This is a genomic window from Maribacter sp. 6B07, assembly GCF_002700155.1.
In the GTDB taxonomy this organism is placed as follows: domain Bacteria; phylum Bacteroidota; class Bacteroidia; order Flavobacteriales; family Flavobacteriaceae; genus Maribacter; species Maribacter dokdonensis.
This window is the reverse complement of the sequence record NZ_PDUT01000001.1, coordinates 1,965,829-1,983,377: the sequence shown is the minus strand read 5'-3', so window position 1 is coordinate 1,983,377 and position 17,549 is coordinate 1,965,829. Positions and strand designations below refer to the sequence as shown.

The window sequence follows — 17,549 nt, the reverse complement described above, 5'->3', positions numbered from 1 at the left end:
AATACACAAAATACTAAGTGTCAAATATTTAGACAGATTATGTCCAATATATTTACAAAGCCACTACTCCGTTCTTAGACTTTTTACCGGGTTTACCCTTGCTGCATTAATAGCTTGAAAACTAATGGTCAATAACGCTATTACAATGGCTACCGCCCCGGCAATTATAAACGCCCAAGCATTAATTGAAGTTCTGTATGCAAAACCCTCTAACCAATTCTGCATTAACAACCAGGCTATTGGCGTTGCAATTATTATTGCCACACCTACCAATTTCATAAAATCTTTAGATAATAAGCCCACAATACCTGTAATACTTGAACCTAGCACCTTTCGTACGCCAATTTCCTTTCTACGTTGGTCCGCAGTAAAAGCGGACAAACCAAAGAGTCCCAAACAAGATATTAGGATGGCCAGCAGTGCAAAAACCTGGGATAAGTTGCCTATTAATTGCTCACTTTTAAATTTGGCATCGTAAGTGTCATCCACAAATTCATATTCAAAAGGAAACGCTGGGTTAAACTTATGCAACGTTGCTTCCATTGCATTTAGTGCCAATGATGTTTCTATTCCCGTTGTAGTTTTTACATACAAAAAACGTGCTTGACTAGGGTCGTTGAAAAAAATGACAGGATCACTTGAACCATACATATCTCCGTACACATAATCTTTTACAACCCCTATCACAGGATAATCTTCTTCTATAGTTTTACCAATGGCACTGCCGCTACCCATAAGTTTTGCAAAAGATTCACTGACAATAATATTGACACTGTCCTGTGCAGGATTGTTACTAAATCCGCGTCCTTCAATAATTTTCATTCCTGTAGTGTTGAAGAAATCTACTGTAATATCTCTAACCGATACCAGTACATCTTCAGTATCTACACCGCCTTGCCAGCTTAACCCCGATGTATTATTTCCACCGGATAAAATATCAGAATTAATGAATCCGATGCTTTCTATCATCCCCGAAGCTTTCATGTCTTCTTCAATAGGTTTGAAGTTTTTGATCATATCTCCGTTAACGGGAATTTTTACCAGATTTTCTTTATTGTAGCCTAAATCTCGACCTTTTACATGCTGTACTTGTTGATAGACGATAATGGTGCTAATGATAAATACTATGGAAACCACAAACTGAGTAGCTACCAGCCCTTTTCTTATCATTGAGGCACTTCCTTTTGACCTTCTTGCTCCTTTTAAAACGTCAACAGGTTTAAAAGATGACAAATAAAATGCCGGATACCAGCCTGCAACCAAGCCACAAATCAATGTGATACCTAACAGCGTTAACAAATGCGTTGGGTTTACCAGGTTTAGCGCTAATTGTTTGCCGATCATGGTATTAAATTGCGGCACCAATAACTTTAACAAAAGCACACTTAACACGGAAGATAACCCTGCTGTGATTATCGCTTCTGCCATAAATTGAGAGATCAGTCCTTTTCTCCCAGAGCCTAAAACTTTACGCACCCCTACTTCATTTGCCCTTTTCTCGCTACGAGCCGTAGCCAAGTTCATAAAATTGATACAGGCAATTAATAAAATAATGAGTGCAATAAGACTAAACAGCCGTACATAGGTTATTTGTCCTCCTATATTTTTACCGCCTTCAAATGCCGAACGTAAATGCCAATCTTTCATGGAGAATAAAAAGGCGATGGTTTCATCGTCCTCGGTTTTCATTGGTAGTATTGCCTTTACTTTATTATTGACCACATCAAAATTTGCTTCTGGAGAAAGTTCCACAAAAGTGTCCGCGAAGTTTCTATCATATTCGTTTACCCATTCATTATCCTTTGCAAAGTGATCAAAAGGAACAACCCAATCAAAACTATAGGTTACATTGTGCGGCAAATCTTCGTAAACTCCTGAAACGGTATAACTTTCTTCGTTGTTTATTTTAATTACTTTATTAATCGCTGAAATATTCTCACCAAATAATTGTGTAGCCGTTTCTTGTGAAATAACAATGGCATCTACATCATCAAAAACAGTTTCTAAATTGCCTTCCACAAATGACAGACTGAACATACTTAAAAAATCAGGATCTGCGTAACGTCCATTTTTATTGATGGCCGTTTCACCTACCTGAAATAAAAAATCTTCTTCTTTTGTTCGGGCTGCACCTAAAATACCTGGCACCTCTTCCTTTAAAACTTCTGCCAACGGACCGGGAGTTGAATGAAATGTACGCCACTCACCTTCATATTGCTGATTTGTGGGTACATAATATACCACGTCTTGCTTATCAAAATTAGCATCGTAACCAACCTCATCTTCTACCCAAAGCAAAATCATGGCTGCACAGGTGATACCTATTGCCAAACCAAAGATATTCAGCATACTATAGCCCTTGTTCTTCCAAAGGTTTCTCCAAGCGATTTTTAAATAGTTTTTGATCATGATTTTTGTTTTTAGCCCCCCTTACTCTTTACCTAGGGGAGTAGATTTGATGAATTCTATAGTGTACCCACTTTTCTTTCAAGAGAACATATGGGATGTATTTTACTCTGTTCGCAAACTCTGAGCGGGGTTTGCAACCGCTGCCTTCACTGCTTGAAATCCCATAGTAAAAAGGGCAATGACCAGGGCCATTCCGCCGGATACTATAAACACCCACCAAGGTATTTCTATTTTATAGGCGAAATCTTGCAGCCATTTATTCATAAAATACCATGCAACCGGTGTCGCTATCAACATGGCTATTACAATTACCATCACAAAATCGCGAGCAAGCATCTGTACAATTTCACTAATGCTTGCACCCAAAACTTTCCTAATCCCAATTTCTTTTGTTTTCTGTTGGGCTATGAACGCTATTAACCCCAACAACCCCATACAGGCAATAAATATGGTCAAGAAAGAAAACACCCCAAACAAATTTGCCTGTCTTTGGTCTGATATATATGCGGTATTTAAATCATCATCCAAAAAAGAATATTCAAAAGGCACATTTGGTTGATAGTCATTCCATTTTTTTTCTATAGAAGACATCAATTTTCCAATATTTTCCGAACTCACCTTTAAAGTGATGTAGGAAACGCCAGTTTCATAACTCTCCGAGGTATTCGAAAACAATGCGAATGGTGTAATATGACTATGCAACGATTCTAAATTAAAGTCCTTTAAAACTCCCACCACTTTGTATGATTCCATTTTACCGCCAGGATACTGAATCATTCTTCCAATAGGGTTTTCCCATCCTATTTGCTTTGCTGCTGCTTCATTGATCACAACTGACAACGAATCATTGAAGTAATTATCAAACGCTCTACCTTTTATTAACTTTAAATCTAGGGTCTTCATAAAATGTTCATCAACCAGGTAAGATTGTAATATAATATCCTTAGCGACCTTTTCGTCAGAATTAGATGCTTTTGGAAAGTAAAAATCACCAAAACTACCTCTGGTAAGCATACCTGAAGAAACGGCGGCATTTTTTACTTCTGATAGCGCCTCTAGTTCCGATCTAAAGGTTTTTTCGCTACCGTCCAATTTTTCTGCATTACGAATTACAAGCAAGTTTTCTTTATCATAACCTAAATCACGGTTTTTTGTATAGTTCAATTGCAGATACACAACACTAGTTGCTATAATCATGATTATGGCAACGGTAAATTGAAAAATCACTAATCCGTTTCTAATAAAACCGTCTTTACTGTTAGCTACTTTAGAAACCCCTTTTAAAACATTTGCCGCTTTAAAAGAAGTTAGATAAAACGCTGGATAAATGCCCGCCAGAAGAGCGGTAAATAAACTAAGGCAAATAATAAATAACCAAATACCATTATCATATATAGAATTGAAATTAATGGTTTTACCAGCTAACTGATTAAATAACGGCAAAAACACCCATACTAACACTACAGCTAAAAACGTGGATACTACGGTATAAAAAATGGCTTCCGCCAAAAACTGTTTTATAAGTTGAATTCTGGGAGAACCCAGCACTTTTCTAATTCCAATTTCCTTACTTCTCTTAGAGGCCTGCGCTGTAGCTAAATTGACAAAATTAACCGAGGCCAGTATTATAATAAAAAACGCAATTATTGCAAAAATGTATAAATTCTTAACACTGTTCTGTTCAGTAATTGCAGATTCAATATCATTAGAATGTAGATGAATATCGGTTAGTGCCTGCAAGTGTAAATCCCATTTGTTCCCATTTTCCAAAAACTCTTCATACGGCTGCCCTATCCTGTCAAAAGCATTTGCTGCATGTAACCTAATCAATTCAGGAAACTGTGATTCTAAATGATTAATCACTTCTGGGTTTTCCGCTGCTTTTTCAGTTAATTTCACATAAGTAGCCATTTGTAACCATACCCAACTCCAATTAAATCGTTTTACATTTGAAAAATTTGAAACAGGAACTAGTATATCAAATTCTACAGAAGTTTGTAGATTGTCCATATCTTCTAAAACACCCGTAACCTTCAACGGTGTTCTTTCCTTTCCATAAAAAAGAATTTTACCAAGCGGATCTGCATCTCCAAAATATTTCTCTGCAATACTATTGGTTATAACTACACTGTTCCCTTCTTGCAAACTTTTTATGGGATCACCCTTTAACATAGGATAGCTTAAAACCTCTAAAAAATTGGCATCTACCGCAAACATGTTTTCTTCGTTGAAAATTTGTTTTTCAGAACCATTGGAATATTCAAGAACATCAACCCCGGGTCTGTATATACGAGTATAACTTTCAATTTCAGGAAAATTGGCAACCAAAGTCTCACCTGCTGGTGGAGGTGTATAACCCGCATAGAACTCATCATCGCCCATTTTACCATTTAAATTGACCCTATACACTTGGTCTGCATCATTAAAAAAACGATCATAGCTTAATTCATCGTTTATAAAAAGGGCTATCAAAATAACACAAGTTAAACCAATTGCAAGTCCAGCTATATTAATGATACTATTGCCCTTATATCTAAATGCATTTCTAAAGGCGATTTTTAAATAGATCTTGAACATGATTTTTGTTTTTTGATGATGAATTATTCCTTACGCAAGCTTTTTAAAGGCTGTATCAGCGCAGCGCCTATAGATTGATAGCTTATGGTCAAAATAGCTATGGTCAATGCAATGAATCCTGCGATAAAGAATATGCCCCAACCAATAGTGATGTGGTAGGCAAAATCCTCTAACCAACGGCTCATTAAATACCACCCTACAGGTATGGCAATGGCGATAGAAATTATAATCAGTTTCATAAAATCTACGGTAAGCAATTTATAGATGCTTTTAAACGGAGCCCCTAAAACCAAGCGGATGCTGATCTCTTTTTTACGTTGTTCTACCATAAAGGCAGATAGTGCAAACAAGCCTAAACAAGCAACTAAAATGGCGAACAGGGCAAAACTGTTGAATATTTTACCCATACGTTCCACATCATCGTGCATATGGCTGAACTCTTGATCTAAAAAACTATAATTAATGGACTGACTGGGCACATTTTTATCCCAAATCGAAGTAATTGAAGCCAAGGCTTCATTCACATTTCCTTTTTCCAACTTTAGCGATATAGACCCTAAATCTTTACCGATTACGAGCGATAGCGAAGAAATATCTTCTTTTAAGGACTTAAAATGAAAATCATCTATTACACCTATGACCTTAAACTGTTGACCGTTATTGTTTAGTTCTTTGCCAATAGCGTTTTCCAAGCCCAATTCACGTTGCATATTGGCGTTTATAATAATTGAGTTCAAAGCATCAGATGCAAATTGCTTAGAAAAATCTCTTCCTGTTTTAACCGTAATACCAAGCGTTTTAATGTAATCATAATCTACTCTCCAGATTTGGGCAGGTATACCTCTACCTTCATTTCCTTCATCTTCCCTTCTAAATGTATTACCGTTTCTACTACCACCATCTACCGGCAAATAATTAGAAATGGTAGCCGATTTCACTTGTGGCAATTGAAGTAGTTGTTCTTTAAAATTTTCAGCACTTTCCCCTAAGATTCCGGTACCTTCTAGAACAACAACCTGTTCCTTATCATACCCCAATTCTTTTTGAAGAATAAAATCCATTTGTTTGTAAATAATCAAAGTGGCAATGATCAGCACTACCGATGTGGTAAATTGAAAAATAACGAGTCCGCTCCTTAATTTGCCACTTTTACTGCCAATACTAAGACTTCCCTTTAAAACATTTACCGGTTTAAATGCCGATAAATAAAATGCCGGATACAAGCCCGCCAAAGCACCTACCAAAAGAGCAGCAACTATTATTACCGGAACAAACCACCAAGCAGACCAAGGCATTTCTATAGTTTTAGATGCCATGTTGTTAAATGTTGGCAGTAATGCCCAAGCCAATAACACGCCTAATAGAAAAGACACAAAACTAAACATCATAGATTCGGTCAAAAATTGCGTTATCAAATTGCTTTTAAAAGCACCAATGGTTTTTCTTAAGCCAACTTCTTTAGCCCTATTGGCAGACTTTGCGGTAGAAAGATTAATAAAGTTGATTACCGCCAATAATAGCACAAAACCGGCTACAGCGGCAAAAAGCCAAACAAAACGGATATCGCCATGTTTAAGTCCGTCTGACATTTTAATATCCGAATACAGATGAATATCGGTTATGGGCTGTAGTTTGTACTTCATGGTTCTAAGCACCTCAATAAAGTCTGGAGCACGCCCTCGTTCGCGCTGTGCGGGAATAATATAATCTTCAACAATAGAAACCATTTTTTGCTCCAATTCCCGCACGTTCGTATGGTCATCTACCAACACATAGGTAAAGTAATTCTGGTTGGTCCAGTTTGCATTGGTGTCTTCAATGGGTAACAGAAAGTCATAGGCTAGATGTGAGTTTTTTGGAGCGTCTTTCATGATCCCGGTTACCGTATACGGAGTACTCGCATCATTATCTAAAATGATGGTTTCGCCCAAAATTTTATCCTCATTAAAATACTTTGCCGCTTTGGTTTCCGATATGACAATACTTTTTGGATTTGCCAATGCGGTTTTAGGATTACCTTGTTGCAACTTCACCTCCAAAAGTTCAAATGCTTCTTGATCCGCAAGCACAAATCCGGTTTCCAAGTTATTTTGAGCTGCCCCAGCTAAGCGAATACCGCGTTTACCTGCCCCAAAAATTTCAATTGTATTTATTTTCCCTGCCTTTTTTATTTCTGGAAAATCATTTTGCAAGGCTTCTGCAAAGGGTAATTGAAAGTGAGTGCTTTTCATGACTTCACCTTTGTACATGCCTTCTAACACTACCCTATATAACTGATCTTTTTTGGTATAGTGCTGATCATAACCCACTTCATTGTGAATGAATAAGGCTATTAAAAGACAAGCCGCTATACCAACAGCAAAGCCACCAATTTTAATGGTGGCAAATAGCGTATCCTTCTTAATACTTCTCCAGGCTATTTTAAGATGGTTTCTGAACATGGCTCTCGTTTTTATTGATCGATGATTAAATTATTATCCGTGATTAAGGGATAAGCTTGGTTGGTTTGGTTTGTTGGTCGATTAGTAATCTTCACTTCGGCTCTGTTCAGTGAACAGAATTAATGATTGATTGATGAATAAACTCCCCTACATCATGGCACCTATAGCCCTATTCTGACTTTCAGTTACGATTTGACCGTCGAATAGATTTACAACTCTATGCGCGTAATGTGAGTCCCTGTCCGAGTGTGTTACCATTACTATTGTGGTTCCTTCTTGGTTTAATTCTGTCAACAAGTTCATTACCTCAATTCCGTTTTTAGAATCCAAGTTCCCCGTTGGCTCATCGGCAAGTATTAATTTAGGATTGGTAACCACCGCTCTTGATATTGCCACACGTTGCTGCTGACCACCTGATAATTGCTGCGGAAAATGTTTTTCCCTATGTGCTATTTTCATACGTTCCAGCACTTTCATTACTTTCTCCTTACGTTCTGCCTTTCCCATTTTTAAATAGATCAATGGTAGTTCTACGTTTTCAAAAACGGTAAGTTCATCTATTAAATTAAAGCTCTGAAATACAAAACCTAAATTACCCTTACGCAGTTGGGTACGCTCGCTCTCCTTTAAGCCTCCCACTTCATTACCTGCAAAATTGTAGCTACCCTCCGTTGGGTTGTCTAGCATTCCAATAATATTCAATAATGTAGATTTACCACAACCAGATGGTCCCATAATGGCAACAAACTCGCCATCTTCTACTTTTAGGTTGACACTGTTCAATGCCAAGGTTTCTACTTCTTCTGTTCTAAAACTCTTTTTTAGGTTTGTAATGGTTATCATGTTTCCTTCTTTTTGATTGTTATAATGACATCGAAAATTCTCTGATGTGACAGTTTTATTTTAAGACGATTCTTTCCTACTTTCTACCCTTCGACTACGCTCAGGGTTCGAAACCAAACACTTAAGGTAGCTGAGCGGAGCCGAAGCTATTTTAGTACAATTCTTTCCGCTTCCCCAAAATTATCGTAGTTACTGGTAATTACTTTTTCCCCTGGTTCCAAGCCTTCCAATACTTCATAGTATCTAGAATTCTGTTTTCCTATTCTTATATTTCTTTTTATGGCTTCTCCGCCATCTGGGTTTAGTACAAATATCCATTGACCGCCGGTACTTTGAAAAAAGCTTCCTTTTGGTAATAACAGCGCATCGTTAGATTCCCCCAATTGTAATTTAATATTGTAGCTCTGTCCTGAACGTATGGTCTCTGGCTTATTATCGGTAAATACTAAATCTACCTTGAACCTACCATTTCTAACTTCTGGATATACTTTGCGTAAACGCAATGGAAATTCTGCGCCATTACGCTCTAAAACCGCCGTAAGGTCTCTTTTTACACGATCAATATAATGCTCGTCTATATCTGCCTCTATTTTATAATCTGTTAATACGTTGATCTGCCCTATACGCTGCCCTTGGGCAATACTCTGACCAATTTCAGCATCTAAAAACCCTAATTGACCATCTGCAGGAGCGCGAACATTTAAATGATCCAGCCTTTGGTACACCATACCCAATGTTTTTTGCATACGTGCCAAATCTGTATCTAGACCTCTTAGTGAAGTTTCGCGTAACTCATCATCCTGCTCGGTCTGTAGCTTTACAATTTCATGCTGCTTTTGAGAAAGTTCATAGTTTTCTTTTGATAGTTGATAGGCTTCCCTAGATATTAATTCCTCATCGAACAACGCTTTGTTCTGCTCGTAATTTCTCTTTAACCGCTGCAGATCTGTACTTGCCGTTGCCAATGACTTTCTACCTTCTACTTGTCTAGAATCGAAATTCAATTTTGTGGATCTTAAATCGTTTTGCTTTAATGCCAGGTTACTTTCACTCGCCAAAATCTGTTCGTACAGATTCATGTTTTCCAGCTTTAAGATGATATCGCCTTTTTTGACCATAGCACCTTCTTCTATTAACTTTTCGCTTACACGACCACCTTCATAGGCATCCATATAAATAGTTGCAATAGGTGCAACGTTACCGTTAATGGTAATATAATCATCGAATTTTCCTGCAGACACCTCAGCAACCGAAAGTTTATCTTTCTCGGTTCTAAATGTGGATACCGAACTGGCAAATAACAGTTGGTAACCTACAAATAGTAGCAATACACCCAGAGCAATGTAACCGTAGTGTTTTGGTTTTAATCCTTTTTTCTTTTCTAATTTTATATCCATGGTAATCGTTTGTTCGTTGTTCGTTGTTCGTTGTTCGTTTTTGGTTGCTGGTTCCAAATAAAAATTTAGTTGGCTTCAATATTAAATACTGGTAGTCCTCGGTAAAAGTCCAATGTGCTTTTATTGATCTCTGAACGTAATTTTACCTGTAAATTCTCATTTTGTGCACTAGCATATAAATTTTTGGCGGTAAAAAGCTCTAAAGCATTTATCAGTCCTTTTTCATATCTTTTTTGAGCAATGGTAAAGGCTAAATTCTGCGCTTCCATTTTTTGGTTGCTCTGCACCAATTCTACCAATAATGAATTATAATCTTGCACTAATTGCTGAATGGTTTGAAACAGCTCTTGCTCTTGTGTCTTTAAATTATTCTCTGCACGAAGCTTTTCTATTTTAGATTGCTTCACCTGTGATCGTGCAGACCAACCGTTACTAATGGGCACACTCAAATTCACTCCAATATACTGCGAAGTATTGTCCCTAAATTGTTGCCTAAACGGTAAGGTTTTGCCAAGCGTGTCTCTCGTAGTTTCAAAATACCCAGTACCAATTCCTGCAAAGAAAGAAAGTGACGGATACAATCTTCCTCTGGAGACCGCAACCTGTTTTCTTGCTGCTTTAGCTCTTAATTCCTGTGCTTTTATCAATGGTAAAAACTCGCGAGCTTCGGTGTAAACAGAATCCGATTTAATTTCGTTAACCATTGCATCTGTTACCACTTGCGGCAATTCTTTTGTAATTTCAATTTCAGAGGTATTCTCCAAGTTCATTTCTTGGATCAAGGTTAATTTTGCCGTCGCCAGTTGATTGGCACTTTGTGTTACGTTCAATTTATCGGTCAATAGTAACGACTCTGCCTCATAAAGATCGGCACCGGCTTTTAAGCCTAATTCTACCTGCTTTTCTACCAAGTTGTAATTGGTTTGCGAAACCGTTAACTGTTCTTTTGAGATTTCTACCAATCCTTCAAAAAACTGAATATCATAAAACGCTTGCATTACCCTAAATGCCAGTAAATATTTTTGTTGCAATACATCTTCTTTGGTTGCTTTAAACAACAATTTAGATGCTTTAATGGCATTTATTTTTTGAAATCCCTGAAACAAATCAATGGAAGACTCCAACGAATAATTATTAGAGTAGAAATCCTGATTTACAAATGTTCCCGTATTAGGATCTTCTGCCCTACCATAATTAACAAGATAACTAGATGATGCGTTTACCGATGGCAACAAGTTACGAACCGATTGTCTATAGGTTTCTTTATTAGATTGATTGGTATACTTAAAATCATTCAACTGTAAATTATGCGCTAAGGCATATGAAACACATTCATCTAATGTCCAACTTTCTTGAGCAAATACAGATGCCCAAATGGTCAGCAGTAAAAGTGTCGTTATTTTAAATTTTTTGTTCATTTCTTTATTGGTATGCCATTCTCTATACTATATGCGTGCCATAATTTTAATTTATTGATTTACAAGTATTTAACTTGTAATAAAATTTGACAATATTTTATCAGTGTAAAAATGTTGTACAGATATTGTCAAAATTTTTTACAGTGATATGAAAATACAAACTTCTATGTGTAGATTTAAATGAGTTAAAAAGAACGTAATCATGATCGATGCCAAGATTCTTGTAATAGATGATACCAAAAGCGTGCTCAGCGCATTAGAAATACTATTACAGTTTGAATATAAAAGTGTACAAACCATTTCTAACCCTAATTTACTTTCATCTTTTCCCAACCTTAAGGAAATAGATATCATATTATTGGATATGAATTTTTCTGCCGGAGTGAATACCGGTAACGAAGGATTGTATTGGCTGCGAGAAATTAAGAAAAAGGCTCCGCACATATCGGTTATTATGATGACGGCTTATGGTGCCGTTGAGCTTGCAGTAGAAGCCATTAAAGAAGGGGCAACAGATTTTGTATTGAAACCTTGGAATAACGAACGACTTTTAACTACGGTTAAATCTGCCTACGAACTTAGAAAATCACAGAAAGAAGTACAACACTTAAAACAGAAAGAGAGTAACCTAAAACAGGTTATTAATCAGAATTCCAATTACATCATAGGTAATTCAAAAGCACTTAATAGTGTACTGAGCCTTGTGCAGAAAGTTGCCAAAACCGATGTAAATATTCTAGTAACCGGGGAGAACGGTACTGGAAAGGAACTTATAGCCAGAGAACTTCATAAATCATCTGCCCGAAATAATGAGGTTTTTATTTCTGTGGATATGGGTTCTATTTCTGAAAATTTATTTGAGAGCGAACTTTTTGGCCACGTAAAAGGCTCCTTTACAGATGCCAAAGATGACCGTGCCGGTAAGTTTGAAGCTGCTAATGGAGGTACTTTGTTCTTAGATGAAATAGGGAATCTTTCTTTGCAGATGCAAGCCAAACTATTATCTGTCATACAAAACAGAGTGGTGGTACGGGTAGGATCAAACAAACCCATACCTGTAGATATAAGATTGGTATGTGCAACCAATTGTAATTTAGAGCAAATGGTGGCAGACGGACTTTTTAGAGAAGATCTGTTATATAGAATAAATACCATTCAAGTACAGGTGCCTGCATTGCGCGATCGTGATAATGACGTTTTGGTTTTGGCAGATTATTTTCTAAAAAAATATGCCCACAAATATGGTAAACCAAGTTTAAAAATAAACCAAACTGCACAAGAAAAACTAATAACCTACCCATGGCCAGGAAACGTAAGAGAACTTCTACATACTATGGAACGTGCCGTAATCTTATCTGAAGGAAATGTACTAAAACCAACTGATTTTTTATTGGACGCAAAACCAGCCGTTGCAATGGAAGCCGGACCAAAAACCCTTGAAGAAATGGAATTGTTGATGATAACCAAAGCCCTTAACGACAATGACGGTAATTACAGTGCCGCAGCGGACCAATTGGGTATTTCCAGACAAACACTTTACAATAAACTTAAAAAATCAGGGAAATAATGGTCAGCAAAAGCATATACTACCAACTTGTATTTCGCATTGTTCTCATTGCTATTTGTGCACTTTGTACCGCTTTTCTTTTTTCTAAAGAACAGTATTTACTCGGTGTTATTTTAACCGTTGTATTTATAGGATTGGTATACGCTCTTATACATTACGTAAACCAGACGAATAGAAAAATAGCCTATTTTTTTGATGCTATAAAAAATGAGGATTTTACCCTACGCTTTCCCGAAAAACTAAGCGTAAAGTCTATTGAAGAATTGAACCATAGTTTGAATATGTTAAACAATATGATTCAAGATATTCACCTTAAAAAACAGGCGCAAGAACAATACTACCAAGAGATTTTACGACAAGCGGATATTGGCATTTTTACCGTTAATGATAAAGGACACATTCTCTATGCCAACCCTACCGTGCAAGATTTGCTCAATTACAGACCTTTAAACCATGTAAAGCAATTAAAGCAGATAGACCCTGGTCTTTATGGATTGTTTGAAAATCTACAACCGTTTGAAAGTACCATACACTCACTTGGCAATGAACGAGGAAAAAAAGAGCTAACGTTAAAATGCACCCCAATTTCCATTGAAGGACAGCAACTACTATTAGTCGTCGTTCATGATATACAAAAAGAATTGGATGACAGAGAAACCGATTCTTGGGCAAAGCTTATACGTGTACTTACGCATGAAATCATGAATACCATTACACCAATAACCTCTATTTCTGAATCTATTTTAAAATACTTTAAGAAAGGAAATGAACTGACTACCCCAGAAGAATTTGGAGAACTACAAATAAAGAATTCCGCCAAAGGTCTTGAGGTCATTAAAGAACAGGGCAATGACCTTATGAGTTTTGTACAGTCTTACCGTACTTTTTTAAGTGTACCTGAACCTGACAGGGAGCTAATACCAGCGACCAAAATTTTAGAAAAAGTACGCCTCCTACTACAAGAATATACCAATGCACACGACATCACTCTTGAGGTAGTCGCAGAACCTGAAGATCTAGAACTGTATATTGATGAAAAACAACTTACCCAAATACTCCTAAATCTGGGAAAAAATGCACAACAAGCGTTAGAAGGTCAAGAAGAAGGAAAAATAGTGATCACGGCAGGTGAATCTCCACAAGGCAAGAAATATATTACCGTAACGGATAATGGTCCTGGTATTTCTCCTGAAATGTTAGATGAAGTTTTTGTTCCTTTTTTTACGACCAAAAGTACTGGTACCGGAATAGGGCTTAGTTTAAGCAAACAGATTATGCGTTTACATGGGGGATCAATACGTGTAACATCAAATGAAACAACGACGTTTACGTTAACCTTTCAATAGCATTACAATTCTGCTTTGAGCTCAGTAAACGGGTCCCAGAAATGTTTATCTAAATCCACTATTTGCAGATCTTTAATTTGAACACCTTCTGCCTCTAACAATTGTTGCATAAGGTTGGTACCGTCAAAATGGTGTTTTCCGGTTAATATCCCAGCCTTATTGACGACCCTATGTGCAGGTATATCATCCATATTGTGAGATGCGTTCATTGCCCAACCTACCATTCTTGCACTACGTGCCGCACCTAAATATTTGGCAATGGCACCATAGGAAGTTACCCTACCTTCAGGAATTAACCGTGCCACCTGATATACTCTTTCAAAGAAATTCTCATTTTCAGGTTTCATGGCATCCTATTGTTTAATTAAATAATCGAAAAGCAGTGATGATAAATAGCAATACCATTAATCCGCTTAAAATATAATTACTGTTCTTAGAGAATGAAGCCGCTCTATGCTCCCATCTATTGAAATAAATAACATATAAATACATTGCCAAAAAAGTACCACTACCCGTTGCCAATATAAATAGCACCTCATCTATAATTTCATAGGTCATAATACCCTGAGAGTGAAACACAGTATTAAGTCCGCTGTAATAAGGTATGGCCAGTAGGTTAATGAGTGCCAAGAACACCCCTTTTGAAAAACTGTTTCGTTTTTTGGTCTCCACCAACATTAAGGGTTTACTTTTCTGATTTCTCCCTTTGATAAAAAACACGATCGCCAATATAAAAAAGATACCCAATGCCAATTGTAGCAACACCTCTATAACATGTTGATTTCTTGATATTAGTTTGGCGATACGTACAGCAATATAGGTCTGTAGCATTACGGCCAGTGCTACTCCCAATCCAAAAATAATACCATTTGCCTTACCTTTCTCCACACTGGTCTTGGCTGCATTTAAGTTGAGCAGACCTGGTGGCAATGATGCAATAAAAGCTGCACCAAAAGTAAAAACAAACAAGGTTGGTAGTTGTTGCATTGATTTAGTTTACCCTGAACCTAACAAAGGTTATAGGCTTTCCCTTTTCAAGATACTGATTTTCATAGAAAGTCTGTATTTCTAAAACCTCTTTAGGACTGCCTTCATTTTTGTATACATCATGGTTAGCATACAGTACCTCTAAACCAAGACCATGCAATAAGCCCAAAGTATACCCGTGCATAAACTCGCTATCTGTCTTTAAATTAACCGTTCCTTCTGGTTTTAAAACTTGTTTATAGCGCTCCAAAAATGTAGCATTGGTCATACGGTGCTTTGTACGCTTATATTTTATTTGCGGATCAGGAAAGGTAATCCAGATTTCAGAAACTTCGGCCGCACCAAAAATATGATCGATCAGTTCTATTTGTGTTCGTATAAAGCAAACATTGGGTAAATCACCTTCAATAGCTTCTTTGGCTCCTTTCCAAAAACGGGCACCTTTGATATCAATACCAATAAAATTCTTGTTTGGAAATTTCTTTGCCAAGCCAACGGTATACTCACCCTTACCACAACCCAATTCCAAAACAATAGGATTGTCATTTTTAAAGTGTGTATTCCATTTTCCCTTTAATGGAAAACCACCTACCACCTCTTCTCTGGTTGGCTGAATTACATTTGAAAACGTCTCGTTTTCCTGAAATCTTTTTAACTTATTCTTACTTCCCACAATGATTACATCTAAACTGGGGCAAATCTAAGAAAAAAGCAAGGGTTAGCGATTATTGTACTTCCTCTATTTGAACGATACTTTTCTCTAAAGTAAAAGAAAACTCAGATCCTACCTCTACGGCACTTTCTACGTAGATTTTTTCGCCATGTGCCTCTATAACATGTTTTACTATGGCAAGCCCCAAGCCAGAACCGCCTTCACGACGGCTACCACTTTGATCTACCCTGTAAAAACGTTCAAAAAGTCTTGGTATATGTACTGCCGGTATACCTTCTCCATTATCGGTCACCCTTACAATAACCTTGTTCTTGACAAGATTTTCTACGCTCACTTCTGTAGTTCCGTTAAAGTTGCCGTATTTAATGGAATTTACCAACAAATTGGTAAGAACCTGTTGAATCTTTTCTTTATCGGCAAAGACAAATATGGGATCAATATATTCCATATCAAAAGTAAGGGTGATGTTCTTCTTTGCCGCTTTCATTTCCAATAGATCAAAAACACTCTGTATTAAATCTATAATATCAAAAGAACGTTTTTCAAGATTAAGATCCCCCACTTCTAACTTTGTAATAAGGTCTAGATCTTTTACGATATAAATTAAACGATCTACTGCTTTATTTGCTCGTATTAAATATTTCTTGCGTACGTTCTTATCATCAATGGCACCATCTAACAAGGTCTCTATATAACCTTGTACCGTAAATAATGGTGTTTTTAGCTCGTGGGAAACATTGCCCAAAAAATCTTTACGGTATTCTTCACGAATCTTTAAGGTATCAATTTCAATTCTTTTGTCCTTGGCAAACTTTTCTATTTCTGCGGTTAGAGTTCTCATATCCGTTGTTACAGGATACGAGGGTATGGTACTGGACTCTAACAATTCAACATCATCGTATATTTTCTTAATACGTTTATAAATGAATTTTTCTATCCTTAACTGCAATGTTATAAAGGAGATAACAAAGAAAAACAGTGCCGCAAACATCAAAATACCCCAATTTATGGTACTAAACCTCCATTGTAATACGGCCAATACAGAAATGCCAATTATTACAATATAAAGCGATGATCGAAATGCAAAGCGATATGATTTTTTTGAACGTAAAGGCGCTGCCATTTAGAGTACAAACTTATATCCTACTCCCTTTACGGTTTTAAAATGGTCTTCACCTATTTTCTCACGGAGCTTTCTAATGTGTACGTCTATTGTTCTACCACCAACAACCACTTCATTACCCCAAACTTTATCAAGAATGACTTCTCGTTTAAATACTTTACTAGGTTTAGACGTTAACAAGGCCAACAATTCAAATTCTTTTCTTGGTAAAATAATCTCTTTACCTTTTTTAATGATCTTATATTCTTCCCTGTTAATGACAATATCACCCACCTTGGTAATATCTTCTTGAGCGTTTTCCTCATTTTTAATTCTTCGAAGAAGTGCGTTTACCTTACTTACCAAAACTTTAGGCTTAATAGGTTTGGTAATGTAATCATCTGCCCCGGCATCAAAACCGGCTACTTGAGAATAATCTTCTCCCCTAGCGGTCAAAAAGGTTATTATGGTACTTTCCATACCCGGTGTTCTTCTTAAGATTTCACAGGCCTCTATACCGTCCATCTCTGGCATCATTACATCTAACATAATAAGATGTGGCAGTTTTTTCTTAGCCTTCGCAACACCGTCCGTACCGTTCTTAGCAGTATAAACGTCGTATCCTTCTGCGGATAGATTATAACCTATAATCTCTAGGATGTCTGGTTCATCGTCAACTAAAAGTATCCTAATATCCTTCTTTTTCATGGTTTTTAAAATGGATTGATTCGCTCAAAAGTAAAGATAATACTATTACTGATAAGGTAGTTAACATTCATTTAATGTAGT

The 17,549-nt window shown here is 36.8% G+C and carries 13 protein-coding genes; 2 read left to right on the top strand and 11 right to left on the bottom strand.

What is annotated here, in order from left to right:
• Nucleotides 1–63: 63 nt before the first annotated feature.
• From CSC80_RS08415 to CSC80_RS08390, 6 genes are all read right to left on the bottom strand, one after another.
• On the bottom strand, nt 64–2,409 hold the full coding sequence (locus CSC80_RS08415) for an ABC transporter permease (protein ID WP_099191000.1): 2,346 nt from the start codon (nt 2,407–2,409) through the stop codon (nt 64–66).
• Nucleotides 2,410–2,511: 102 nt separating this feature from the next.
• Entirely contained in the window at nt 2,512–4,986 is a 2,475-nt protein-coding gene (locus tag CSC80_RS08410; protein WP_099190998.1) for an ABC transporter permease, read from the bottom strand.
• Between the two features lie 23 nt (nt 4,987–5,009).
• Nucleotides 5,010–7,427, bottom strand: coding sequence for an ABC transporter permease (locus CSC80_RS08405; protein ID WP_099190996.1), 2,418 nt, complete (start codon nt 7,425–7,427; stop codon nt 5,010–5,012).
• A gap of 147 nt (nt 7,428–7,574) precedes the next feature.
• Nucleotides 7,575–8,270, bottom strand: coding sequence for an ABC transporter ATP-binding protein (locus tag CSC80_RS08400; RefSeq protein ID WP_058104953.1), 696 nt, complete (start codon nt 8,268–8,270; stop codon nt 7,575–7,577).
• Nucleotides 8,271–8,416: 146 nt separating this feature from the next.
• The gene (locus CSC80_RS08395; protein ID WP_343224343.1) at nt 8,417–9,724 is read right to left on the bottom strand and encodes an efflux RND transporter periplasmic adaptor subunit; all 1,308 of its coding nucleotides are present in this window, start codon (nt 9,722–9,724) and stop codon (nt 8,417–8,419) included.
• A gap of 8 nt (nt 9,725–9,732) precedes the next feature.
• Entirely contained in the window at nt 9,733–11,085 is a 1,353-nt protein-coding gene (locus CSC80_RS08390) for a TolC family protein (protein ID WP_099190994.1), read from the bottom strand.
• Between the two features lie 202 nt (nt 11,086–11,287).
• Between CSC80_RS08390 and CSC80_RS08385 the strand changes: the two genes are divergently transcribed.
• Together CSC80_RS08385 and CSC80_RS08380 are read left to right on the top strand one after the other, a co-directional pair.
• On the top strand, nt 11,288–12,652 hold the full coding sequence (locus CSC80_RS08385) for a sigma-54 dependent transcriptional regulator (protein WP_058104951.1): 1,365 nt from the start codon (nt 11,288–11,290) through the stop codon (nt 12,650–12,652).
• On the top strand, nt 12,652–13,998 hold the full coding sequence (locus tag CSC80_RS08380) for an ATP-binding protein (RefSeq protein ID WP_099190992.1): 1,347 nt from the start codon (nt 12,652–12,654) through the stop codon (nt 13,996–13,998). The genes CSC80_RS08385 and CSC80_RS08380 overlap by 1 nt, the downstream gene beginning before the upstream one ends.
• 2 nt (nt 13,999–14,000) lie before the next feature.
• Here CSC80_RS08380 and CSC80_RS08375 read toward each other — a convergent pair whose 3' ends face one another.
• Genes CSC80_RS08375 through CSC80_RS08355 form a run of 5 tightly spaced genes read right to left on the bottom strand, consistent with a single transcriptional unit; the run spans nt 14,001 to nt 17,468 of the window.
• Entirely contained in the window at nt 14,001–14,345 is a 345-nt protein-coding gene (locus CSC80_RS08375; protein WP_099190990.1) for an MGMT family protein, read from the bottom strand.
• Between the two features lie 13 nt (nt 14,346–14,358).
• Complete coding sequence (locus CSC80_RS08370) at nt 14,359–14,985, bottom strand: LysE family transporter (RefSeq protein ID WP_099190987.1); 627 nt, start codon at nt 14,983–14,985, stop codon at nt 14,359–14,361.
• Between the two features lie 4 nt (nt 14,986–14,989).
• Nucleotides 14,990–15,658 (bottom strand): tRNA (guanosine(46)-N7)-methyltransferase TrmB, encoded by a 669-nt coding sequence (gene trmB / locus CSC80_RS08365; protein ID WP_071340489.1) that lies wholly within the window; start codon nt 15,656–15,658, stop codon nt 14,990–14,992.
• A 52-nt stretch (nt 15,659–15,710) separates the two neighbouring features.
• Nucleotides 15,711–16,781, bottom strand: coding sequence for an ATP-binding protein (locus CSC80_RS08360; RefSeq protein WP_071340490.1), 1,071 nt, complete (start codon nt 16,779–16,781; stop codon nt 15,711–15,713).
• Nucleotides 16,782–17,468 carry a response regulator transcription factor gene (locus CSC80_RS08355; RefSeq protein WP_071340491.1) on the bottom strand — a complete coding sequence of 229 codons (687 nt, stop codon included), beginning with the start codon at nt 17,466–17,468 and terminating at the stop codon, nt 16,782–16,784.
• Nucleotides 17,469–17,549: the final 81 nt, after the last annotated feature.

Coding starts and splice junctions, on each gene's coding strand:
- CSC80_RS08355 (WP_071340491.1), bottom strand. CDS start 17,468: ATGAAAAAGAAGGATATTAGGATACTTTTAGTTGACGATGAACCAGAC.
- CSC80_RS08380 (WP_099190992.1), top strand. CDS start 12,652: ATGGTCAGCAAAAGCATATACTACCAACTTGTATTTCGCATTGTTCTC.
- CSC80_RS08400 (WP_058104953.1), bottom strand. CDS start 8,270: ATGATAACCATTACAAACCTAAAAAAGAGTTTTAGAACAGAAGAAGTA.
- CSC80_RS08375 (WP_099190990.1), bottom strand. CDS start 14,345: ATGAAACCTGAAAATGAGAATTTCTTTGAAAGAGTATATCAGGTGGCA.
- CSC80_RS08370 (WP_099190987.1), bottom strand. CDS start 14,985: ATGCAACAACTACCAACCTTGTTTGTTTTTACTTTTGGTGCAGCTTTT.
- CSC80_RS08415 (WP_099191000.1), bottom strand. CDS start 2,409: ATGATCAAAAACTATTTAAAAATCGCTTGGAGAAACCTTTGGAAGAAC.
- CSC80_RS08405 (WP_099190996.1), bottom strand. CDS start 7,427: ATGTTCAGAAACCATCTTAAAATAGCCTGGAGAAGTATTAAGAAGGAT.
- CSC80_RS08385 (WP_058104951.1), top strand. CDS start 11,288: ATGATCGATGCCAAGATTCTTGTAATAGATGATACCAAAAGCGTGCTC.
- CSC80_RS08360 (WP_071340490.1), bottom strand. CDS start 16,781: ATGGCAGCGCCTTTACGTTCAAAAAAATCATATCGCTTTGCATTTCGA.
- CSC80_RS08410 (WP_099190998.1), bottom strand. CDS start 4,986: ATGTTCAAGATCTATTTAAAAATCGCCTTTAGAAATGCATTTAGATAT.
- CSC80_RS08390 (WP_099190994.1), bottom strand. CDS start 11,085: ATGAACAAAAAATTTAAAATAACGACACTTTTACTGCTGACCATTTGG.